The 23,704-nt window shown below is 50.0% G+C and carries 17 protein-coding genes and 1 pseudogene; 8 read left to right on the forward strand and 10 right to left on the reverse strand.

Annotated elements, in window-relative coordinates; translation table 11 throughout:
• Nucleotides 1–115: 115 nt before the first annotated feature.
• Nucleotides 116–892: a helix-turn-helix domain-containing protein gene (locus L4174_RS20830; protein WP_248141964.1), complete on the reverse strand. Its 777-nt coding sequence runs from the start codon at nt 890–892 to the stop codon at nt 116–118.
• A 97-nt stretch (nt 893–989) separates the two neighbouring features.
• Here L4174_RS20830 and L4174_RS20835 point away from each other — a divergent pair, with 97 nt between their 5' ends.
• Entirely contained in the window at nt 990–2,186 is a 1,197-nt protein-coding gene (locus tag L4174_RS20835; RefSeq protein ID WP_248141963.1) for an MFS transporter, read from the forward strand.
• A 57-nt stretch (nt 2,187–2,243) separates the two neighbouring features.
• Here L4174_RS20835 and fghA read toward each other — a convergent pair whose 3' ends face one another.
• Complete coding sequence (gene fghA / locus L4174_RS20840; RefSeq protein WP_248141962.1) at nt 2,244–3,095, reverse strand: S-formylglutathione hydrolase; 852 nt, start codon at nt 3,093–3,095, stop codon at nt 2,244–2,246.
• 150 nt (nt 3,096–3,245) lie between these two features.
• Entirely contained in the window at nt 3,246–4,406 is a 1,161-nt protein-coding gene (locus tag L4174_RS20845; RefSeq protein WP_371929415.1) for an S-(hydroxymethyl)glutathione dehydrogenase/class III alcohol dehydrogenase, read from the reverse strand.
• Nucleotides 4,407–4,571: 165 nt separating this feature from the next.
• Between L4174_RS20845 and L4174_RS20850 the strand changes: the two genes are divergently transcribed.
• Nucleotides 4,572–5,447 (forward strand): LysR family transcriptional regulator, encoded by an 876-nt coding sequence (locus L4174_RS20850; protein WP_248141961.1) that lies wholly within the window; start codon nt 4,572–4,574, stop codon nt 5,445–5,447.
• An 18-nt stretch (nt 5,448–5,465) separates the two neighbouring features.
• Here the strand turns inward: L4174_RS20850 and L4174_RS20855 are convergent, their stop codons facing one another.
• The 4 genes from L4174_RS20855 to L4174_RS20870 all read right to left on the reverse strand — a co-directional run bounded on the left by L4174_RS20855 (nt 5,466) and on the right by L4174_RS20870 (nt 9,525).
• Nucleotides 5,466–5,729, reverse strand: a complete 264-nt coding sequence (locus tag L4174_RS20855; RefSeq protein WP_248141960.1) for a hypothetical protein — start codon at nt 5,727–5,729, stop codon at nt 5,466–5,468.
• Nucleotides 5,730–5,794: 65 nt separating this feature from the next.
• Nucleotides 5,795–6,781, reverse strand: coding sequence for a serine protease (locus L4174_RS20860; protein WP_248141959.1), 987 nt, complete (start codon nt 6,779–6,781; stop codon nt 5,795–5,797).
• 983 nt (nt 6,782–7,764) lie between these two features.
• The gene (locus L4174_RS20865) at nt 7,765–9,207 is read right to left on the reverse strand and encodes a DUF4041 domain-containing protein (protein ID WP_248141958.1); all 1,443 of its coding nucleotides are present in this window, start codon (nt 9,205–9,207) and stop codon (nt 7,765–7,767) included.
• A gap of 3 nt (nt 9,208–9,210) precedes the next feature.
• Entirely contained in the window at nt 9,211–9,525 is a 315-nt protein-coding gene (locus L4174_RS20870) for a hypothetical protein (RefSeq protein ID WP_248141957.1), read from the reverse strand.
• Between the two features lie 631 nt (nt 9,526–10,156).
• Between L4174_RS20870 and L4174_RS20875 the strand changes: the two genes are divergently transcribed.
• Both L4174_RS20875 and L4174_RS20880 read left to right on the forward strand, forming a co-directional pair.
• Nucleotides 10,157–11,740, forward strand: a complete 1,584-nt coding sequence (locus tag L4174_RS20875; protein WP_248141956.1) for an FAD-binding oxidoreductase — start codon at nt 10,157–10,159, stop codon at nt 11,738–11,740.
• Entirely contained in the window at nt 11,737–12,312 is a 576-nt protein-coding gene (locus L4174_RS20880; RefSeq protein ID WP_248141955.1) for a hypothetical protein, read from the forward strand. Before L4174_RS20875 ends, L4174_RS20880 begins: the two co-directional genes overlap by 4 nt.
• Nucleotides 12,313–12,382: 70 nt before the next feature.
• Here L4174_RS20880 and L4174_RS20885 read toward each other — a convergent pair.
• Nucleotides 12,383–14,402, reverse strand: a pseudogene (locus L4174_RS20885) (methyl-accepting chemotaxis protein).
• 618 nt (nt 14,403–15,020) lie between these two features.
• Here L4174_RS20885 and L4174_RS20890 point away from each other — a divergent pair.
• On the forward strand, nt 15,021–16,781 hold the full coding sequence (locus tag L4174_RS20890; protein ID WP_248141954.1) for an ABC-F family ATP-binding cassette domain-containing protein: 1,761 nt from the start codon (nt 15,021–15,023) through the stop codon (nt 16,779–16,781).
• A 107-nt stretch (nt 16,782–16,888) separates the two neighbouring features.
• Here the strand turns inward: L4174_RS20890 and L4174_RS20895 are convergent, their stop codons facing one another.
• Complete coding sequence (locus L4174_RS20895) at nt 16,889–17,665, reverse strand: hypothetical protein (protein ID WP_248141953.1); 777 nt, start codon at nt 17,663–17,665, stop codon at nt 16,889–16,891.
• 291 nt (nt 17,666–17,956) lie between these two features.
• Entirely contained in the window at nt 17,957–19,534 is a 1,578-nt protein-coding gene (locus tag L4174_RS20900; protein WP_248141952.1) for an alkaline phosphatase, read from the reverse strand.
• Nucleotides 19,535–19,865: 331 nt separating this feature from the next.
• Between L4174_RS20900 and L4174_RS20905 the strand changes: the two genes are divergently transcribed.
• The 3 genes from L4174_RS20905 to L4174_RS20915 all read left to right on the forward strand — a co-directional run bounded on the left by L4174_RS20905 (nt 19,866) and on the right by L4174_RS20915 (nt 23,646).
• Nucleotides 19,866–20,858, forward strand: coding sequence for a GTP-binding protein (locus L4174_RS20905; RefSeq protein ID WP_248141951.1), 993 nt, complete (start codon nt 19,866–19,868; stop codon nt 20,856–20,858).
• Between the two features lie 65 nt (nt 20,859–20,923).
• Complete coding sequence (locus L4174_RS20910; protein ID WP_248141950.1) at nt 20,924–22,306, forward strand: TldD/PmbA family protein; 1,383 nt, start codon at nt 20,924–20,926, stop codon at nt 22,304–22,306.
• A complete protein-coding gene (locus L4174_RS20915) occupies nt 22,306–23,646 on the forward strand; it encodes a TldD/PmbA family protein (protein WP_248141949.1) in 1,341 nt (446 codons plus the stop codon). The genes L4174_RS20910 and L4174_RS20915 overlap by 1 nt, the downstream gene beginning before the upstream one ends.
• Nucleotides 23,647–23,704 lie beyond the last annotated feature (58 nt).

Here is a 23,704-nt window from a genome sequence, read left to right on the forward strand (position 1 = left end):
CAAATCAAATCCTGTTCATCATTTCATTGTGTTCTCGGAACACTTCATATTGTTGTTCTTATCTGCCGAAACACGGCCACCACAGCGTGAAGTCTGAACTGACCTGCAACCGGGGTCAACGCCCGGCTAAATATTGTTTAGGGGATTTCCCCAGCGCCTTTTTGAAAAAAGTGATAAAGGCACTGACCGACTCATAGCCCAGGTTTTCAGACACCCGCTGAACCGGTACCCTTGAATTCAGCTGCTGCAGGGCGACGACGATATGTAATTGCCCCCGCCACTTCCCGAATGTCATCCCCACATGTTTCTCCACCAGCCGGGACAGAGTCCGCTCGCTCATGGCATAGTCTGCCGCCCACTGGCCGATCGTCCGCCGGTCCCCCGGATTGTCCACCAGAGCTTTGGCAATCAGATGTAATCTCGGTTCTTCAGGAACAGCGAAATCAAACCGTGCCACAGGCATCTGCGAAAGCTGAGAAAGCAAAACTTCCGCCAGTTTATCTGTTTCGCTGCCCGGTGAATATTGCTGATCCTGCACGGATAAATACAGGATCATTTCCCGAAGCATCGGAGAAACAGACACCGTACACACATCCTCCGGCATCACAATCGCGGAAGGCTGAATAAATAGCATGCAGCCTTCACCATCTTCAGAAATGCGGTTACTGTGCGGCATATTCCCCGGGATCCATACCGCCGTCTGAGGCGGGACCATCCAGATTGCCTCTTTGATATGACTGGTCACATAGCCGGTGGTCGGCATCACCAGCTGACCCTTCCCATGCTGATGAATCGGCGATTCTCTGTCGGCATCTTTGCCCACTTTCAGAGCAACAGCACGCTGCGGAAAAGACGTACTGTCATATAAAGCTTCACTGACGGGTTTCATCATGACTGTTTTTAGTAATAAATTGTCAAATTCACTCAATTAAACAGGATTCAGGCCACTTACACTAGCCCTACCTTCTGATTCATTCACTGAGACAAGTATGAAAAAAACACATCACCACATCCTGTTTCTAATATCCCTGACGCTCACCGCCCTCATGATGCGGGCGCCCTTTACCAGTGTGTCGCCCCTCCTGGAAGACATCAGCCGTACCCTGTCTTTATCATCACAGAGCGCGGGGTTACTCACCACATTACCTTTACTGGCTTTTGCTTTTTTCTCTCCGCTGGCTTCAGTCACTGCGTCTAAAACAGGCATCGAAAAGGGCATTTTACTGGGGTTAATAGCTGTCGCTCTGGGGATCGGGCTGCGGGGCACCGGCAATGCCGCACTGCTTTTTACTGGCACCGCGCTGATCGGTTTAGGCATTGCATTTTGTAACGTGCTGTTGCCCGCCTTTCTGAAGCGCCGTTATCCGGAACGTGCGGCAGCCTATACGTCTTTTTACATCCTGATCATGGGCATCGGTGCAGCCGTGGCGTCCACCCTTGTGGTGCCCGTTGCAACACTGGGCGGTGGAAACAACTGGCCGCTGGCCTTAATGGCCTGCCTGCCGATTGCAGTGCTGGCCGGACTGACCTGGCTGTCGCAACTCAGCCACGCAACCCGAACATCCACAGCGACCTCGACGGAGCAGACCGTCTGGCGCTCGGCCGCAGCCTGGAAACTCACCGCCTATATGGCCATGAATTCACTGATTAACTATGTTTTTGTGGCCTGGTACGCCGTGATTGTGCAGGAAATGGGTTACAGCACAGAAGATTCGGGTCTGTATCACGGAATCGCGCTGCTTTCCGCCATGATTCCCAGCCTGATCATGGTGCCCTTGCTCAGTAAGCTGAAAAGTCCGCTTTACCCTTGTATTGCCGCCGTTTGTTTGACCCTCACCGGCATTGTCCTGCTGCTGATCACTCAAGAGACGGCACTGCTCGCTGGCGTCTTGATTGGTATGGGCACCAGCCTGGGATTCATTATGGGCATGTCGATGCTGAACTGGCGTTCAACAGATGCAGGCCACGCTTCTGCGCTGTCCGGCATGGTGCAGTCCGTCAGCTATCTGGTCGCAGCAACCGGTCCGGTCATCTTCGGCTCTTTCCATGACCTCAGCAGCGACTGGCACTTCAGCCTGAAAATCCTGCTGGCATGCAGTCTTGTCTGGGGTCTTTGTGCAGTTCTGGTTTCACGGCAGGGGCAAAGCGTTGATTCGGAGCCATCGACTCAGCAGGAAAGCCATTAAAATTCACGAAAGTTGGGCACGTGATGACGTGCCCAACAGACAGGTGAACCCAACCACTTAGCGCTGCTCAGCAAATAAATACCGGGCATGAAAATGCAGGTGGTCTTCTATGAAGCTGGCGATGAAATAATAGCTGTGGTCATAGCCTGCCTGCATGCGCAGCTCCAGCGGAGAGTCATGCAACGCCGCAGCAGCTTTCAGCGCTTCCGGTTTCAGCTGTTCATTCAGGAAGTTATCGGCATCCCCCTGATCAACCAGCATCGGCAATTCTGCTTTGCCCAGCTTCAGCAGTTCGCACGCATCATACAAACGCCAGTCATCTTTGTTGTTCCCCAGATAAGCAGCAAAGGCTTTCTGCCCCCACGGACAATTCATCGGATGGCTGATCGGGCTGAATGCAGAGACAGAGCGATACATATCCGGATGCTTCAGTCCTATGGTCAGTGCGCCGTGCCCGCCCATGCTGTGCCCGGAGATCGATTTCACAGCAGACACCGGGAAATGTGCTTCCACCATGCCCGGCAGTTCTTTGACCACGTAGTCATACATCCGGTAATGCGCGTTCCATGGCGCCTGGGTCGCATTCAGGTAAAAACCTGCGCCCTGCCCCAGATCGTAGTTTTCATCGTCTGCCACCCCTTCGCCGCGCGGGCTGGTATCCGGCATGATCAGTGCGATTCCCAGGGTTTCTGCCACCCGGAATGCCCCCGCTTTCTGGGAGAAGTTTTCATCGGTACAAGTCAGACCGGACAACCAGTACACCGAGGGCACAGGTTGTGCAGAGGATGCCGTCGATGGCAGAAAAATCGCAAACCGCATGGTGCAGTTCAGCGATGTAGATTCATGGGTATATTGTTTCAGCCAGCCGCCAAAAACTTTATTCTGACTGGCGAGTTCGAGGTTTTTCATGCCGCATTCCTGCCTTTCTTCACGGTTTTCTCGTTTTTTAAACATCAGAGGTCATCATTGAGCGATTTCTTCTGTCAGTATCTGATAGCGCAAACACCATGCGGCCTGAGGCTGCATGGTGCTTTTTCAATGATGGATCCGAGGCAACGCTTACTGATCCATGTGGATCACAGTGCGGATACTTTTGCCTTCGTGCATCAGCTCGAACGCTTCATTCACCGCTTCCAGCCCCATGGTGTGCGTAATGAACTCCTGCAAACCAAACTCACCGGCCAGATACTGCTCCACAATGCCCGGCAACTGAGAACGGCCTTTCACGCCACCAAAGGCAGAACCACGCCAGACGCGGCCGGTCACCAGCTGGAACGGACGGGTCGAAATTTCCTGCCCGGCACCCGCAACACCGATGATCACTGACTCACCCCAGCCTTTATGACAGCATTCCAGCGCCTGACGCATCACGTTGACGTTACCGATACATTCAAATGAGTAATCGACACCGCCGTCGGTCATTTCAACAATCACCTCCTGAATCGGCTTATCAAATTGCTGCGGATTAATCACATCCGTCGCACCCAGTTGCTGCGCCAGTTCGAACTTACTTTCATTGATATCAATACCAATAATCCGGCTGGCACCTGCCATGCGCGCACCAATGATGGCCGACAGACCGATGCCGCCCAGACCAAAAATCGCAACGGTGTCACCAGCTTTCACTTTGGCCGTGTTGAGCACGGCACCCATACCGGTTGTGACGCCGCAACCCAGCAGGCAAACTTCTTCCAGCGGCGCAGCTTTATTGACTTTTGCCAGCGAAATTTCAGGCAACACCGTATATTCAGAGAACGTCGAGCAGCCCATATAGTGATAAATCGGCTCGCCATTGATCGAGAAACGCGTGGTGCCGTCCGGCATCAGGCCTTTGCCCTGCGTTTCCCGCACTGCCTGACACAGGTTGGTTTTGCCGGAAGTACAGAACTTACATTCCCCGCACTCCGCCGTGTAAAGCGGGATCACGTGATCACCGACTTCAACACTGGTGACGCCCTCACCCACCATTTCAACAATACCGCCGCCCTCGTGGCCCAGAATCGCCGGGAAAATCCCTTCCGGATCAGCGCCTGACAGCGTAAAAGCATCGGTATGGCACACACCGGTCGCGACGATTCGCACCAGCACCTCGCCCGCTTTCGGCAGTTGTACGTCCACTTCTTCCATTTTCAGCGGTTCACCGGCAGCCCAGGCAACAGCAGCTTTGGATTTAATTGAGGTCTGTCCGGGTTTCAATGCCAGTTTCAAATCGTGGGTCATAGTGTTTCCCTTATTGATGAATAAGTTACATTAAGTTCATGGTCGATGGCTGAAGTATATCCCTTTCGATTCCGTAGATAATCTCACTTTCAGGTAAATCATTTTTACGGATATGTAATAATTGAATTCCATCGAAACCAGTCAACCCAACCACAGGAACGCATCATGGCAAACTGGGAAGGCGTTAGTGAATTTGTCGCCGTCGCTGAATCAAGCAGCTTCACGCTGGCGGCGCAAAAACTTTCAACCTCGGTGGCTCAGGTGAGCCGGCGGGTGTCAGCATTAGAAGAGCGTCTGGCGGTGAAACTGCTCAATCGTACCACCCGAAAAGTCACCCTCACCGAAGCCGGAATGCTGTATTTCCAGCAATGCAAACATCTGGTGGAAGGGCTGGAACAGGCAGAGCTGACCGTCACGCAAATGCAGACCACACCCAAAGGATTGGTACGTGTCACCGCCCCGGTGACCTACGGCGAAATGCACCTCGCCCCGTTGATCAATCAGTTTCTGGAACAATATCCTCAGGTTGATGTGGAACTGATGCTGACCAATCAGAAACTGGATCTGCTCGAATCCGGGGTCGATCTGGCCATTCGTCTGGGACGGCTGGAAGACTCCAGTCTGATTGCCCGCCGTTTATCAACCCGTCAGTCCTACGTCTGTGCCAGCCCGGCTTATCTGAAACGATACGGCGAACCACACACCCTGTCGGAACTGAGCAAACATCAGTGTCTGGTCGGCACCATTGATGTCTGGCGGTTCAAAGACAACCATCAGTCCAAATCCATGCGCATTTCCGGCCGGCTCAGATGCAACAGCGGTTTTGCCCTGCGCGACGCCGCCAGACGCGGATTGGGGTTAGTCCAGCTCCCGGATTATTACATCCAGCAGGATCTGGAATCCGGCGAACTGATCGAAGTGCTTCCCCAGTACCGCGACGACATCGAAGGCATCTGGGCGCTGTTTCCGTCCAGCGTGCGGCTGTCTCCCAAAGTGCGATTGCTGGTGGAATTTTTGGCGGAAGGGCTGAGTAGAGCGTAAACCAGCGTCTGAATCCCGTTACTGATCAGTCGCAGTTTTTCGCGGTATTTTCTGTAGTGCTTCAATGGTGTCTTTTGAGGCGGTCAGCCAGATTTGAACAGGAAACGATTCAAGTACAGTCACATCTTTCACCTGACCCGTTTTTTCAAGTTCCCGGACTTGTTTCAAAACGGGATCATTGGCTTCTGCACTTCCCCGGATCATCACCCGTTCCCATGAATCACTGGCTGAACACGCCTGCATCACCATGAAAAGTGCAATCGCGATCATATTTCTCATCATATCGTCCACTCTCGATATAAAGCCCAACAAAGTTGGGCTTATCAAAGTCAGTCCAATCGATTGAACTAAGGGAACTGAGTAATCCAGCCCCGAATTGTATTAAAGATCGTACTGTTCATCCGGGTACCACAGTTTTGCGTTGTAGATCCTGTCGTATGAATCCCTCTGACATAGTAATTACTGTCTTTAATACCACTGCCGCTTTGTCCGCCGGAAGTATCTAGGGTGTAACAGACTCGTCTGTCCGAGATCGCATAGGTTGAACCGCTGTCTGTCCACATGGTGCCTGCGGGTTTATCACCGGGATAACCGGTCACACTATGTGTTCCGCCTGAATATACCCCCCAGCCAGAATTACCGCCGTGAGGAGCGCTATTCAGGACAATCACTGCGTAATCATAGTTGGTATCACCGTTATTATGCCAACCTGACGTGGTGACCGAATTTTTCCAGGTTGCGGTTCCCCATGGCTTATAGGAGCCATTTTGAGCCGTGGTAAAATTCAGGGATTTATACCAACTCCCGGCACCATTCGAAACACAATGACCTGCTGTTAAAACGTGATTTTTGGTGATTAATGTCCCCGTACAACCGACATCAATCCGGCCATTAAAATAATGTGGGTTCACAACAGTGTTCGTGATTCGTACCCGGTTATCCGCGCCTATCACTCGCGATGATGACATTGAATCATCCTCTGCGGCTGCTTTTGTCGGCGAGTGTGCACCAGCGCTGAAAAAGCTCGAATCCAAACCTTGCGCCTGCATCGTCTGAATGGCCTTTTCTAAAAGCGCTAACGCTTCTTCTGATATCTCGGATGTGAATTGAGTCCCGTCAGCGGAGACCGCAACCGCACTCATCGCCTCCGCTCTTTCTGCTGCAGTGTATTTTTGCCGCAGCGAATACTCTGACGCAGAAGGAACTTGAACAACATTCTCACCTTCAATGAATGCTGCTTTTTCATCCAATTTTACAAAGTGATTTAGATTGCTTGCATTTGCGGCAGAAATACATAAGCCCGCAATTGCAGCAATTGCTATTTTCCGGTTCATAATTATTGTCCTGATTAGAATAGTGAATTTATTAAATTTCTTTAATAAAGCGAAAAATACAAAGCCAACTGTTTTCGCAGAGGTAACTATAGAACAGGATGAATAGCGCTGATGCGAGATATATTAATTAAGTTCATTTCGTGACAGAGATTATTATTTATCCATATTCATGCAATAAAACAATAATCTATTACTCGAATTAATGACTAATATCTCAGAAATGAGAATAAAAGATAAGGTAGTAAATCAAATATAGCAAACAATCTAAAAAGTGCATAGCTTTGCGATATTTAAAAAAACAATATAGTCAGTAAGAACCGGCGAATGGAAAACCACACTTAAGTTTAATCTCAGAATTCCATGAAGATATGAACTTTAGGAATAATTAATAAATAATCGAAACAATAGATTATAAAAAATTAAAAATATCCTTTAAAACATGGATATAAATAAAATCGCTTCACACGATAAATGAACATTGAATGGTCATCAGAGATCAGGAGGGGGTTTGCTGGAACAAACAGCATGCCTCTTCCGTTACGAAGGTGGAAATCCATTGTAGGAGTGCAACTTTTGAAGTGTGGTTGGTAAGTCGCGCCTGCCTGTTTGATGGTTCATTTGTATGTCGCGCTTTGACTCTGAGCTAATCTCAGCATTTGTGCTTGCGCGCCAGGTACTCTTTGTCAGCACAAAGAGTACCCAGAAATGCTTTTGTGTTCTTTGATGTTGTCCGGGCCGGTTGTAGGCGCTCCCGGCGCCGATAACCTAAAAATTCATCCATGAATTTTTCCCTGGGATATCTGGATAGTTTGATTATTTAAGACCAATTTTGAACAGAAATAATTTTCAGAAAGTTAAATATTATCAACTCATGAATTGATTTAGATATAGCAACGTAACTTAGTTCCATGTTTCATTAGTGGTGCAGTTCAAGTTAAAAATATAACGTAGTAAATGCACTAGATCTACTAGTGCATTCTAATTCATGCTACATCGCTAAGACGAAGGCTTTCGTAATAATCTTCAGCTAGAGCCGTCATTTTGAACTCAGCCTCTACTCCCGCTATTTTCTCAACGGCATCTTTAATTTCTTCTAGATCGACATTAAAGAATTCTTTGCGAAGATTGACTGCATTAACACGTTGAGAGTGGAATTCACGGTGCAATGCTGTTTCGAGTGCAGGTGCATCATCAGTATAAATCATGGCATGTACATCAAATGGAAATGGTACACTGGCATCACCAAGCTCTTTAACCCTGTCCATAGGCTCTAGCCTACGAGTTAAACCGATTTTGTAAACATCTTCACCAAAGGAACCAATGTTACTTATCACGTACACATGACCTTTACGAGTTTGTTCAGCCATACTCTTAGCACGCTCTTCTTTAGCTTCCGCTTCAGCTAACTGCTGTTCTAGAATGGCTATTCTTTGTTCCATTTCACTACGTTCTTGTTCAGTCGCTTTAGCAAGCTCTTGCTGAGCTTTATCAAGAAGGTTTCGATACATCTTTTCTTCTTTCTCAGCTTCAGCAATAGCCTTTTCAAACTCTTTTATCGCTCTATGCTCTTCACGAATTTGCTCTTTGATAAGCTTCTGTTCGGCAATTTCTTCCTGCTTCTTCAGAGAAGATTGATACTGAAGCTTACATTCTTCGAATTTTAATTCAATGTAGTCGATGTCAAAGCCACACTCGAGTGTCGCTGCCGACTTTTCTAAATTGTTTGCTAGTTTCTCAATTCGTTCCAATGTTCGACCAAATGAACTTGGAGATACCTTGCCAATAAGCATGTCACACTCAATATTGAACGCTGTGAGCATCAGCTTAACTTGCCCATTAAGAATTTTATTATTAAAGGACTTGTCATTAGAAATAACGGTTGTTTCTGGGAAGGTGATTGCTGTCTGGTCTTTAATCATATCTTTCTGCTGCTGCCTGATGTTTTTGATCTCTTCAGCATAGCGAGCAGATGTTTCGTATAGATATTGTGGCATCTCAAAGTGACCATGAGCAGTATATTCATCAAGTCGTGAATACAAGTCTATATCTCTCATTAACTCGTTCAGTTCGAGTTCGTAATTTTTTATATTGGCATTAAGTTCACTTAGGGTGTTTTTAGCAGTTTCTAGAGACTCTTGTTGCTCTTGAATGCTAAGTTTAAGTAAATCATCCTGGCCTTTCAAAGCTTGTAGTTCGGCAGTTTCAGCGTTAACTGTGGAAAGCTCTTGCTTTGCTATCACAGTATTTTTTTGTAGTGACTCATTTGCTTCCTTTAATGCCTCGTGCTCTCCCTTAGCTATGGCTAATGCTTCCTCGATAGACTTATACTGTCCAACTTTTTTATTCGCTGCTCGTTTCGTCAATATATAGGTAAGCAAAACAGCTACTAAAGAGATACCTGCAAAGATCAGCATATTATTATCCATTGTTTACCTTAAAACCTCTTCTATGAATTGCTTTCTAAGGGCGGCTCGTTCCTCGCAGCGCTCTTGGTACTCGTCACTTGCACCTGCCAGTGCATTTTTAAACGCTTGCTTTGCCGCGGATTTTTGCTGTCTTACTTGTCGCTTTAACTCTCGCTGAACTTCACGTTCAGACTTTTCATGCTCTCTAAGTGCTTGAGCTTCAGCACGTTGTCGAGCTTTCTCTCTGCGTTGAGCCTCGCGAGCAGCTTGCTTGGTAGCTCTATCTATCGCCTTAACAACTTTTATAGCCGTTCTTAAGCCACTTCCTCGTCTAGCCAATGTATTCCTCCTTTGAGCACACCAAACCTAATTTACGATGCTAGCACAACCCAAAGAGCGGGATTGTTATTGGAATCAAATAGATTGCATAAATTATATGGTTATATAAAGTGCTAGAGTCCAACTGCCCCATGAATCGTAAAGGCTTAATAGGCCCTCACTAGGAATTAGAAAAATATTCCAAATGATAATATTGAAATTAATAACTTAAGCAGTCGCTAACTTGTTATGGGGCAATTCCAAGTTTGACCTTAGCCATTCCCCACAACCTAAAAATTCAGGACGTATTTTTAAGTTGTCGTCGCCGGGAGCACCGGCAACCGGACCGGACAACACCAGAGAAACAAAAGGCATTTCTGGGTATGAGTTGGGCCAGCAAAGCCTGCCTGGCGCGCATGCACAAATGCTGAAATTGCTTCCGAATCAAAGCGCGACATACGCTCCAGACAATCTCAAACCCTCCAGAAGCTATTGATAAAAAACACTTTTCAAAAATCATTCATGACACAAATATGAATATTGATTTATATCGATCCGACTGAAATAATCTGCGTCCTCTTGAGGACAACAGAAAATGTCCTGAGAACGGTCTCTCAGGAGTTTCTCTATTCACCCGTAAAAGGAATTGCCCGTGTCATCTGTTGCAGAAGAAGCAGAAATCAGCCCATCGATAACGCTGTTCAGCGGTCTTGGTTTTCATGCCCGCGTTGCCAGTCAGGTTGTACAGCCGAAGTCAGCACAAGAATTACAGCAGTGCATTGCGCAGGCTTACCAGAACAAACAACCGGTATACCCCATCGGGAAAGGGAACAACTGGGGGTATGGCTGTAAAACCCCGCCGCAAGATGGCTGTACGCTGCTTGATTTGAGTGCGATGAATCAGATTCTGAGTTTTGATGAGGAACTAGGCGTCATTGAAATTGAGCCCGGGGTGACGCAGGGTCAGGTTGCCCGCTATCTTGAAAACACGCCGTGGATGCTCGACTGTACGGGTGCCGGGCCGGATACCAGCATCATGGGCAATGTGCTTGAGCGGGGCTTCGGTCATGGTCCAGTGGGTAACCGCAGTCAGCACTTTACCATCAGCGAACTGATTCTGGCGGACGGTGAAGTGATCCAACTGAGCCAGAGTTCGCGTTACTGCGGGCGGGCGGGGCTTTCGGCGAACCTCCATGAGCTGTTTACCCAGAATAATATTGCAGTCATCAGTAAGATGACCTTTGAGCTGATGCGTAAACCAGAATGTAGTTTACGGTGTCTGGTCCGTCTGAAATCGCCCGAACATCTGCCGGATTACATCGACATCATGCGCCGCCTCAAGTCTGAAGGCACCATTGACGGCCTCCCTCATCTGGGAAATACCTACCGCATGCTGACCATGATGGAACGCTTTAACTTCGAACGGTGGGATCCCGCCAAAGGTGCAAATGAAGCCGACATCGCGCGACTCTGTCAGCAGTATCAGCTGACGCCCTGGTCGGGTGCGTTTGTGATTACCGGCGCCACAGCGATTGCCAAAGCCAAAGCAGCACGGGTGAAAAAACTGCTCAGCCCGATTGCGCAGGTTAATATTGTCAGCCTGAAAAAGCTCAAGCAGCTGAATCAGATGGCCCAAAAGTTCAGTCCGGTTTTCGGACGTATCGCGATTTACCATCGCTTTCAAAACAGCCTCAGCGATTTCACCGAAATGATGGATATGCTGGAAGGTAATCCGAAAGATATGGCGCTGAAAGGCTGTTACTGGCGTTACCGGAAAGACATCCCGGCCAGAATGAATCCGGTGGAAGACGGCTGCGGATTTTTCTGGGTCGCGCCAGCGCTGCCTTTAATTGGCACTGAAGTTGAGCAATGCATGCGACTCTCTCAGAAAGCCTTCGATGCAGCAGGTTTCGAGTTTGGTGTTACGCTCACGGCCGTCAACGCTCATCTGTGTCAGGCGATTATCAGTATTTACTATGACACCAGCAACAAAGATGAAATTGAACGGGCCACGGCCCTCGCCCGGGATCTCCGTGCGTTATACCGCGCCCACAGCTGGCCTTGCTACCGCCGTGCAGTCGATGAAATGCCATTCGACGGCGAGCAGGAATTGGAACAGGACGCCCTGAAGCTCCGTCAGCGCATCAAAACCGCATTCGATCCGGATGACATTGTCTCGCCCGGTCGCTACCAACAGAACATCTCTTCCCACTTATCCATGGAGCAACAAGGATGACCCTCCGGTGCAAACGTCTTTCTACCCAGCAGGATTTGCTTGAGTTTGCCGAACATTACCACGCCATTTCCGGCAATAGTAATACGGTTGAGTACCTCAGACACCGCTCGTGCGTGAAAGCTTTTTACGATTCAGAAGGAAAAATGTGTGCAGGCTTCACCGTGAACAGCCGTACGCCCCTGACCTATCTTTCAGATTTGCCGCCTCAGATGGGAGAGCACCCGCTGCAGCTCGCCACCGGAAATATCGTGGAAGGGGGCGGACTCTGGGTAATGCCCGATCTGAATGATTTTGAGCGAGGCTATGTCTTCATCTATGCCTGCTGGGAAGCCTACCGGATGAAAAAGCGCTATTTCATGAGCGGGGCACGCAACCCAAAAGTCGCTGCCCGGCAAAAATTCGTCTATCCGCATGTGCTGTATGAAGGACCGACCGAGAAGTTCGATTACGCCTGTATCCTTTACTGCAAGCGCCAGTACATCCTGATCCAGATTGGCCTGTTTGTTTCTCGCTACTGGATCACACAGCCGCTGAAGAAATTATTCCGGGGGTTGACGCAGCTCAGAACCTGACCATGGTTTCGCTCCCCCCTTTGTCAGCCACAAAAGCAAAGGGGGTTATCAACGCCCTGCCGGTGCCCGGCTAGCTCACTTTAAATCGGCTGACTTTCAGGGCCAGCTCTTCCTGCTTAGCCAGCAATGCATTGATCGTACTTTCACTCTGATGAATATTCTGATGTGTACTGTCACACAGTTCCTGAAGATTCGAGACGCTGGACACCACATCATTCGCGACCCGCTCCTGCTCAGAAATTGCAGAAACCGTTTGCTGGTTCATCTCGGTGAGCCGGTTGATTTCCAGTGCAACGCGGTGGAGCGATTCCTCAGCCAGTTCTGCAATATTGGTTGTCTGGCTGCCTTTCGTCATCCCTTCATTCATCACACGCACCGAATCATCAGCGCTTTGACGCAGTTTCAGCATACTTTCCTGAATCATACTGGTGCTGTCCTGTGTCCGGATCGCCAGGGACCGAACTTCGTCGGCCACGACGGCAAAACCACGCCCTTGATCACCGGCTCTGGCCGCTTCAATCGCTGCGTTCAGCGCCAGCAAGTTTGTTTGTTCAGCAATGCCGTTGATGTCATCCAGAATCGGTTCGATATTCGTGACATGATTTTTGAGGGCATTGATCGTTTCCGTTCCCCGGGCGACTTCCGTGACCAGTTCGCTGACCGCAACTGACGCTTCGCGGACACTATTGAGGGTGTTCTGGGTATCGTTGTCGATTGATGCAACAGACTGATCCACATCCCGGGCACTGCTGGCGACTTGTGTGGAGTTATTGGCCATTTCTTCTGTCGCCGACGCAATCGCCTTCACTTCAATGGTCTGTTCCTTCACCGAGTCCGTCGTCAGATGAAACGTGTGGGAAAGATCGGCCGCAGCCCCGCGCACCGTCTCGATCGACTGATTGATTTCATCGACAAGTACCTGAACTTTGGCAATGAATTTATCAACGGAATTGCCGAGCTGACCAAATTCATCCTGTGACGCGATGCCGACGCGGCGTGTCAAATCTCCGTTGCCGTCCGAGATATCGTTCATTCTTTCAATTAAACGCTCAACCGGAGACAAAATCTGTCTGCATAAAATCCAGCCCAGAATGATGACCATCCCCAAGGCACCGACGATGACGGCTTTGAATACAGAAGCTGCGACAGCACTCTCTTTCAAAGTCTCAACCGCCTGCTGCTCCACCATGCTGTCGGCATAGGCTTCCATTTCAGAAATAAAACTCAAAAACGCTTGAGAGGTCGTGTTGTACTCTGCAAACCGCGCCCGGTATTGCCGGTAAGCTTCAATGACTTCTGTGGTCGCCTTTTCATGCTGGCTGTTTAACTGCTGAAAAACATCGGTATAGGTTCGCTCTCCCCAATCGCCCCCCCACGGCCACATCAAACAGTCCCGTCGAGAACATGGCTGCATTCGCTTCTTTCTGGAATTGAGCCGCCTGTTCTATCTTTGCCTGTTGCATCTGGTCATCCTCGCCATCCAGCAGACGCTGTGTCTGATAGAGTTTCCAGAGCAATCCGATATTAGATTCCATCGCACCATCAGCGGCATGCCAGCGCGTCTGAACATCCTCACGCCAGGTCAGCAATTTGTCGGGTTCTTGCTCCAGTGCTTCAACCGCATGATCCCCAAGTGCTTCATATTTTTCACCAAAATCCACCAGCCGTGTTGTTGCCTGATCATAGGCCTTTTTCGCTGCATTATATTGATGAAAAACGTCAATCAACTCGTTCCGTTGCGCCTGATACTGACGATTGAGGCGCGTAAATTGTTGCGCTCGCTGCTCTCCCAGTAATCCCGCCTCAATCATCCGGGAGGAAGCTTCATTCGCCCCTTCAATCGCCTTGTTCAGATCTTTTTCAACCGCAGCAAGGTCGGCGCCAAAAATGAGGTTTTTCACTGCTAACATTTGCGCTTCGATTTCAATCGATGTCTCCATTGCACCATCTGCCGTATTCCATGCCGCACCGATAATGTAATTGAGCGATGACGAACTTGACGAGAGAGCCCTGACCGCAAACAGACTGACAGCGGCCACCACGAATCCGACAAATCCAAAAGTTACAAAAACTTTTGCTTTTACTCTCATAGGAACCAACCCCTTGTCCAAAATGTTGGTGATCACCAAAGAATGCAATACGGAAACAGCAACATACGCAACAGAGTGAGCATGATGACTTAGAGTCTAGCCTAAAAATTTCACCGCGCGTTTCTTCGTCCCGGTTTAAGATTTTTTTGGAAGTGAACACAGAGATGAGGCCGGTAAACGTCTGAAGGAAAATGGATCGCTGTCATTGAGCCATTGAGAACGAATTCAAAACATTGAAATAAAGTGAGTCTCAGGCCCAAAAAATTCAAAGCCGCTGTTTTTTGACAAATCCCACTATTCCCAAAATTTTTCACGCTTATTTGTGTACATGGCTGCATATGGCTTTATGATAGCGCCACCGATTCACTGAAAGTGTTTTCGCTTTCCCCAACACAAACAAAAGGAGGATATTTATGTCGCAGTGGTGTTCAATCAACTCACGCTTATTTGGTATTTATGTCCGCTCAAGAGTTTCAGAGATCGCGCTGCGATAATCTCGACTTGAGCGAAATATTTACGACCGACTTGTAGCGTCAACCCGAGTTTTTTCCCTCATGCTCGAAGAATTATTGTCAGCTTTGACAACGGCCTTTTGCGCCCAAAATTCTTGAGAACATAATGAGTACTTTTTTAACTGCACAATCCCTGACTCTTTCCTATTCCTCCGCGTCACTTTTTAAAGACCTAAGCCTGACCATTCACCGCGGCGATAAAATCGGTCTGATCGGTCATAACGGCTGCGGCAAAAGCTCGCTGTTAAAGCTGCTCGACGGACAACTGGAGGCCAGTCACGGACAGATTGCAAAAGCCAATTCCTGCCTGATGCGCTATGTAGAACAGCACATTCCACACACCTTGCAGGCCACAACGGTGCTCTCCGCGCTGTCAGAAATGCTGACGGAGGATGAGTACTGGCGGGCAGAACTGCTGCTGGATGAACTCGGCTTCAGTCCTTCGGAATGGCACATGCCCGTCGCCCACTGCAGCGGCGGCCAGCAGATGCGATTGCTGCTGGCACGCGCCATCATCCACCAGCCGGATTTACTGTTGCTGGATGAGCCAAGCAACCATCTGGATTTACCTGCCTTACTCTGGCTGGAGCAATTTTTATCCTCCTGGAGAGGCGCGTTCATCCTGGTGTCCCACGATCAAACCTTGCTGGATGCGGTCACCAACACCACCTGGGTCATGCGCGATCAGGCGCTGCATCATTTTGCCTTGCCTTGTTCGCTGGCCCGGGCCGCCCTGAAAGAAAAAGATGAAGCGGACAGGCTGCGGCATCTCAGCGAACAAAAAGAGATCGACCGGATTGCCAAAAGTGCAAAACGGCTCGCGACTTGGGGCAAGGTTTATGACAACGAAGACCTGGCCCGCAAAGCAAAAACGATGCTGGCGAGAAAAGAGCGCTTAGAGGAGGAACAGACAGAACTGAGTGAAGGCACGCCCTGGACACTCACCCTTCAGGGGGAAACACTGCCGGCAAACCGCCTGGTTGAAATCACGCCATTTTCGGTCAAACCCCTGGCGGTAAAATCAGCAGCCGAAACCGGACCGGGTCAAGTCAGCTTGTTTGAAATCGGCGATATGCGCATCAAAAGTGGTGACCGCATTGCAGTCATTGGCAGTAATGGCTGTGGTAAATCGACCCTGCTCAACCAGCTGTACAACATCTATCAGGCATCGGAAGACTCACAAAGCACACCACAAGCGGTGACTTTTCACGATCGCTGCCGGTTAGGTTACTACGACCAAACCCAGCAGCAGCTCCGCGATCAGGACACCATCAGTGATGCTTTGTTGTCTTTCGGTTCACTCAGTACAGAACAGTGCAAACGAGCGCTGATCAGTGCCGGTTTTGCGTATGTAAGACACCAGCAAACCGTGGCATCACTCAGTGGTGGTGAACGGGCTCGCCTGCTGTTTGTCGGGCTCACATTAGCCCGATACCATTTACTGTTTCTGGATGAGCCGACCAACCACCTCGACATGGAAGGCAAAGAAGCGCTGATTGAGACCCTGAATCAGTTTGAAGGTGCAACCTTACTGGTGAGCCACGACCGCAGCCTGATTGAGCAAAGCTGTAACCGGTTCTGGCTGATTCAGCATGGCGTGCTGACGGAATATCTGTCTCCTGAAGCGGTGTATCAGCAACTGTCGTCTCAGCCATCACAGCCTGCTGTTCATGCTGAACCGGGTGAAACCGGTGCGGAACCGTCTGAAACCGGCACAGCAATGAGTGACGAAGAACAGCTGCTGGACCGGCTGATCACACTGGAAACCTTGCTGGAAGAGGATCTGAACCGGCGGCCAAAGCATCAGAAGCCACACCTGCAACAACAGTGGCGGGCTGAAATCGCCCGGCTCAATACCCTGATCTAAAGCACCTTGATCTAAAAAGATAAGCAGCCCCGGGGCAATTGGAGATTGCCCCGGATTAATGACGAAAACTGGCTTTGACGCCTCACCGATTATTTCTTCCCTACCGGCTATTCCGTACCCATGCTACTCCGGAGATCAATCATCGACTGCTGGCTGACAATAATGAGGCCTTTCTGAGGACGATTGAGATCAACAACCAGCGTCACCAGGACAGCAAAAGCGAGCACTAAAGGGATCACGGCAATCAGCCTCCGGTTCCCGGTGTAACCAACCTGAGTCCCCAGCGCGATCATGGCAAGGGCGGTGATTGCAGCCAACGCAATCCAGATACTGAGCGGAATCCGGTTCCGCAATGCAGCCGTCACCCTTTTTTCATGCATATCAATCACTTCATTTGTAGCCTGGACCATCAGTGATGTCATGGGGCTTGGATTTTCGATGGCAGCGGAAGAGACCTCTTTCCATAAAAGACGATGGATTTCAGTAGATTTTTCTAAGGCCAGGTTGATGTCACTGCCTTGGACGGCATTGAGGCGAATATCGACATATTCTCTTAAGAGCCGTCTCACCGCTGTGGCAGATTTTTCATCCAGCAAATCGGCTCTTAAATAGGCGGTACCAATAATATTGGCTTCTTCGAGCACATTATTCCGTCTGAGCTCGTGCTGAGAAGATGCAATCGAAAAGGTAAAGGCAAGCACAAAAGCCAGCATGCCCAGTAACCCGCCCACCATTGATCCCAGTGTACTGGGGGCAGCCTTGTCCTTCCGCATATGGGCGTGGTAGCCAAACTGAAAACCTATTTCGCAGAAAATCAGCATGAACAGCGCAATGCCGATAAAGATCAGAGAGATAGGCAAAGATTCTAAAAAACCGACTTTCATATACCACCCCGGTCACTTCAGCTGTGAATACCTGACGACCACCGCTCGCGTCCGTCAGCCACTGAGTCAGCCACACTTTTAATTAAGCATATGTCGCAAATGCCATAAAGGAAGCACAGTCACTGAGAACCTGATAAATAGGTACTGTGAGCGCGGAAACCACAAATAAGGAAAGGTGGACGGGTTGGTGATGCAAAATAAAAAACGGCCCTGAGGACAAAGGGCCGTTTCAATCTTTGATGGTGATGTATGCAGCTGAACTGACCTGAGGTCTGAATCCTCAGCAGATCCTTACTTCACCATACCTTTGATGTACTCACCCAGTTCGGAGTGATGCATGATCTTCGAGACCGGAATAATCTCTTTCATCGGCCCCCAGGCAAAGACATTCACAGGCGTATGCGTGTGTGTCCCTGTACCCCAAACGGTGTTTTGCGCTGTTGCCTGTTCACGCGCCAGCAAATTTCCGCGATCGTTGTACGGGAAGTAAGCATCAAAATCATTGATTGCCGGGACTTCCTCAACAGACAGGTAACTGTGGTTGTCGTGATGGTATGGATTTGGCTTGGTCGTCAGCACGTCCGCAGCCTGAGCAACAGTGATTGGAAAATCGCTGTTTTCATTGACGATTTCAGCCAGTTTTTCCGGTGTTTGCTGGGCTTGATTCAACCCGTCAAACTCAGCGAACATGGTCGCATAGCTCATCTTCTGGTTGTACAGACCATCCAGGATTTCGAACTTACCAAAGTTGAAATTCGGAGCATAAGCTTGCTTCTGGAAAGCTTTCCCTGAACGTTTTTCAGGTTGCGGCAACCCTTGTGAAGAATAACTGAAGCCGAATGAGCCGGTTTCATGGTCAGCAGTGACAATGATTAAGGTATCATCACGACCTTTCGCCCACTGATACACAGAATTGACTGCTTCATCGAACTTGATCATTTCATGCAGCATGGTGCCCGCATCATTACTGTGACCCGCCCAGTCAATCTGGCCGCCTTCAACCATCAGGAAAAAGCCGTCTTTATCTTTAGAAAGCAGATTAATTGCTTTCTCTGTCATTTCTTTCAGTGTTGGTTGTGTCCGTTTCGGGTCGTTTTTAGAATTGCTGTAAGCAATCCCATCATTCATGCCTGAATCAGAAAACAAACCCAGCAGCTTATTTCCATGCGCTTCTTCCAGCATGTCTTTATTAAATGCCAGGCTGTAACCATCGCTTTTTGCTTCCGTCAGCAGGTTACGCTCATCTTTACGCTTGGATTTCAGCTTCACGTCGCCATGTGTCAGTGTCTGCAGAGCTTGATACGTCGCACCTTTGTCATTGACTGACTGAGGAATCCAGTGACGCAGACCGCCGGACAGCATCACATCCGCGCCGGTTGCGAGCATGTCGGAAGCAATGTCGTTTTCAAGAGAACGGTGTGGCTGATGAGCCGCGAATGCTGCAGGCGTGGCATGCGTCAGGCGAGTATCTGAAACCAGACCGGTCGCTTTCCCAAGACGCTTCGCTTTTTCAAGCACGGTTTCAACCGTGTTGCCTTGGGCGTCAATACCAATCACTTCTGAAGCGGTATACACCCCGGTCGCCAGCATAGTTGCTGAACAAGCCGAATCGACAACAATGGCTTCGCCCGGATTCGTCATTGAAGCGCCGATGACCCCTTCCTGAGCGAGTTTATACAAGGCCGTGGTTTCACCCTTGTACACTGAATGGGGCGCATTTTTCGCGTAGGTTTCCAGCAAGCCGACTTGCTGTGGTCCCATACCGTCACCAATCATTAAGATGACGTTTTTAATTTCTGCCGATAATGCTGAAAAAGAGATTGTAGAAGTTGCAGCGGCTAAAATAAGAGGTTTGACTATATGTTTCATCTTGGTACCCAAATATAAATGCGGCGCCAGTTAAACAATTTTTTTTGACGTTTTTATTGCAGCAATAAAAAGGTTTTATTGACGCAATCAATCACAATACCCCATTCATCATTGAACTCTGCGAGTATTGATGAACAGAAAAGTGATTCGAAATCGTTGTTTACTCAGTCATCACCGGTCAGCTTCAGCCTGGCGTCACTGGCACGTTATTCAGTTCAATTCATATTTCAGCGGCGAGGCATTTGATCCAAGTCATGGATTCCCCTTCATTTCCCGCCCCGCCATGCAGTATGATGGCTGTCACTTAGTTCTGCGGTAAGACGGATATACAATGACCATCAGCAAACCTATCCCGACCAATATCATCACCGGCTTTCTGGGCGCCGGAAAAACCACGGCAATCCTGTCTCTCCTGGCACGCAAGCCAGCGGATGAAAAATGGGCCATTCTGATTAATGAATTTGGCAATGTCGGCGTAGACGGCGCAATGCTGGATCAGCAGGGTGCGATCGTGAAAGAGGTACCGGGCGGTTGTATGTGCTGTGTGGCCGGACTGCCGATGTCCGTCGGCATCAATGCCCTGCTGGCACAAAATCCGGACCGCCTGCTGCTGGAGCCAACCGGACTGGGCCATCCGAAAGAGATCATCAATAAACTGACGTCTGACAGTTATGCGAAATATATTGATCTGAAAGCGACCATTACGCTGGTTGACCCAAGACAGTTTTCAGACAGTCTCTATACCGACAACCAGAATTTTCAGGACCAGATTGCGCTGGCCGATGTCCTGGTCGCCAACAAAATTGATGCCTGCTCAGACTACGATCTGCTGATGTTCGAGCAATACGCGAATGAATGCGAGCCCGCCAAACAGACCCTTGCACAGGTGAAGCAGGGACAGCTGGATTTATCGCTGCTGGAAGTGCCCCGCATTCAACGTCAGGCCGCGCACAGCCATCACCATGATCACAGCAGTGACGATGCTGCGCCGCTGCCGGGTCTTGAACTGGCACCGGGCGAAACCTTTGTGCGCAGAGAAAACCACGGACAGGGCTACCACAGCTGCGGCTGGTTCTTCGCCACCGATTTAGTGTTCGACTTCTCACAACTCTTTACCCTGTTTACCAACCTGAACGCACAACGGGTCAAAGCCGTGGTGAACACTGAACGGGGATGTTTTGCATTCAACGTCGTGAATCAGGTAGTCTCGGTGAACGAACTCACACTGGAAGGGTTTGAGTCCCGCATTGAAGTCATCGACAAAGACACCCTGCCCTGGGATGAGCTGGAAGAGATCTTATGCTCTTTGGCTAAAAAAGCCTGATTACTGCTATTGTTAATCAATGATTTGGGATCAACTTGCCACCTGAATTTACGCAAGGAGCAATTATGCTAAACCCATCAACGGCGAAAGCCGTCATCGACCATGCGCTGTTTCTCGGCGCAGATTTCGCCGAACTGTTCGTCGAGCACCACCAGTCGGGCTCTGTCGAGTTCAATGCCGGTGATGTCGATAAAATTAACGGCGGTATCGACTTTGGTATCGGTATCCGTTTGTTCTTCGGTCATAAAGTACTGTACGGCTACACCAACAGTACCGAAGAAGAGGAACTCAAGCGGGTCACCAGCCTGCTGGCGGCCAAAGACAGCCGCGACCAGATTGCTCAGGCTGCCGCACTGAACTTTACCCGACTGGCCGACCGCCATCCGGTGCATCAGCCTTTGTCTCAGGATGCCAATCTGGAAGCAAAAATTGCTTTCCTGCGCGCCACCGACAAAGCAGCCCGTGCAGAAAACGACAAAATCGCTCAGTTCATTGGCCGCATTCTGCAACGCCAACAGCAAATTGAAATTTTCAACTCCAACGGCCTGCACATTGGCGATACCCGCCATTACACCCGAATTGCGGCAACTGCTGTGGCACAAAACGGCAGTGAACAGTCCACCGGTTTCGAAGCACCGGGCGCGCTGACCGGCTGGGAATTCAATACCAGCATTGACCCGACTGGCCTGGGCCAGCAAGTAGCGAAACAAGCGATGATCAAGCTGACGGCAGAGAACTGTCCGTCCGGCGAAATGCCCGTGATCATCGGCAACGGTTTCGGCGGCGTGATTTTCCACGAAGCCTGCGGCCACTTGCTGGAAACGACTTCTGTTGCCAAAAAAGCCTCGGTATTCCATGACCAGATGGGTGAAATGATTGCCAGTCCTGTGGTCAGTGCGGTCGATGACGGCACCATGGAAAATGAGTGGGGCTCCATCAACATTGACGACGAGGGCATGGCCACTCAGCGGACTCAGCTGATCAAAGACGGGAAGCTCACCAGCTTCATGGTGGATCAGATGGGCGCGAAGAAAACCGGCTTTGCGCCGACAGGTTCCGGCCGTCGTGAGTCTTACAAATTCGCGCCGACTTCCCGGATGCGCAATACCTTCATTGAACCGGGCGACAGCAGCCTGGATGAGATGATTGCCAGTGTCGAGAAAGGTATTTTCGCCAAGAAAATGGGCGGCGGTTCAGTCCAGCCGGGAACAGGCGAATTCAATTTTGCGGTGCAGGAAACTTATCTGATCGAAAACGGCAAAATTACCCGTCCGCTGAAATCAGCCACCCTGATCAGCACCGGTCCGAAAGTCCTGAAAGAGATCAGTATGGTCGGACAGGATTTCGAACTGGCCGCCGGCATGTGCGGCTCGGTCAGTGGCTCGGTTCCGACAACAGTTGGACAGCCGGCGCTGAAAGTAGACAACATTCTGGTGGGAGGTAACTGATGGCGGATCAACAAACCCTGCAACACGCCATGGAACAAGTGCTGGAACTGGCTACAGCAGCCGGTGCAGAAGCGGATGTCCTGGCCAGCAGCAGCCATAACCTGTCGCTGAAAGCCAACAACGGCGAGCTGGACGAGTACAAAGTCACGTCCGGTCAGGTGATCGGCGTTCGCGTCGCCAAAGACGACAAAGTAGCCACCAGCTATTCCGAATCGCTGCATCCGGACAGTCTGAAGCTCATGGTAGAACAGGCGCTGCAAAGTGCTCAGTACACCAAAGCCGACGCACATCAGGGCATTCAGGCAGAAAACAGCCGTCTGACGACCACTCATCCGGAAATTTATCAGCAGGATGATGCTGAGATTGATCAGAAGATTGCTCTGTCACTGTCTCTGGAACAAGGTGTGATCGGCAAAGGTGCGAAAAGTGCGCCCTACAATGGTTTTGGCGAGTCCGACAGCCTGAGTCTGCTGGCAAACACCCGTGGCAGCTTCTGTCAGCACAGAGAGCGTTCCACGTACTGCTATACCTATGCGCTGATCGATCAGGACGGCAAACAGGCCATGCATGGCGGCATGTCATCCGGACGCCGTTTTGACGAGCTGGACCCGCAGTACTGCATCAGCCACGGCGTTGAAACCGCGATGGCACTGTTAGACGGCGGCCCGATTGCAACCGGCAAGTATGCGGTCATCTTTAACCTGAGCGAGCTCAGCAGTTTGTTCGGCGCGTTCGGCATGTGCCTGTCCGGCCAGTCGGCCATGAAAGGCATCAACCCATGGCGCGACTCACTGCATCAGCAGGTGGCCAGCCCGCTCCTCACCGTCAGCGATATGGCTTACATGGAAGGCGGTTCTGCCATCAAAGCGTTCGACAGCGAAGGCTTCGCGACGCAGGACACCATTTTAATTGGTGAAGGCCAGCTGCAAAGCCTGCTGCATAACAGCCATACGGCCAGTTATTTCGGCATTGCCAATACGGCCAACGCCTCCCGTTCTGCGAAAGGTGGTCTGGGTGTGGCGTCGCGTCATCTGGTGATTGCTGAAGGTCAGAGTTCCGAGGCCGAAGTCACCGCAGGTGAATATCTGGAACTGGTCGAGTTGCAGGGCGTTCATTCCGGTGCTGATGCGATCAGCGGCGATTTCTCCTTCGGCGCCAGCGGCTTCCTGTGCCGCGACGGCAAACGCATTCAGCCGGTCCGGGGCATCACCGTTGCCGGAAACTTCTATCAGATGATCAAAGCCATTGATGCGGTCGGAAATCAGCTGGAGAACGATTATGAGCGCGATTTCTTCGCACCGAAAATTCGTTTTAACGGCCTGAGTATCGCCGGAAAATAAATGCGCTTACCGTCCTCAAAAGCGAGCTTCGGCTCGCTTTTTTTGTTTAGGTAAACAA

Source organism: Photobacterium sp. CCB-ST2H9, from assembly GCF_023151555.2.
Classification (GTDB): Bacteria; Pseudomonadota; Gammaproteobacteria; order Enterobacterales; family Vibrionaceae; genus Photobacterium.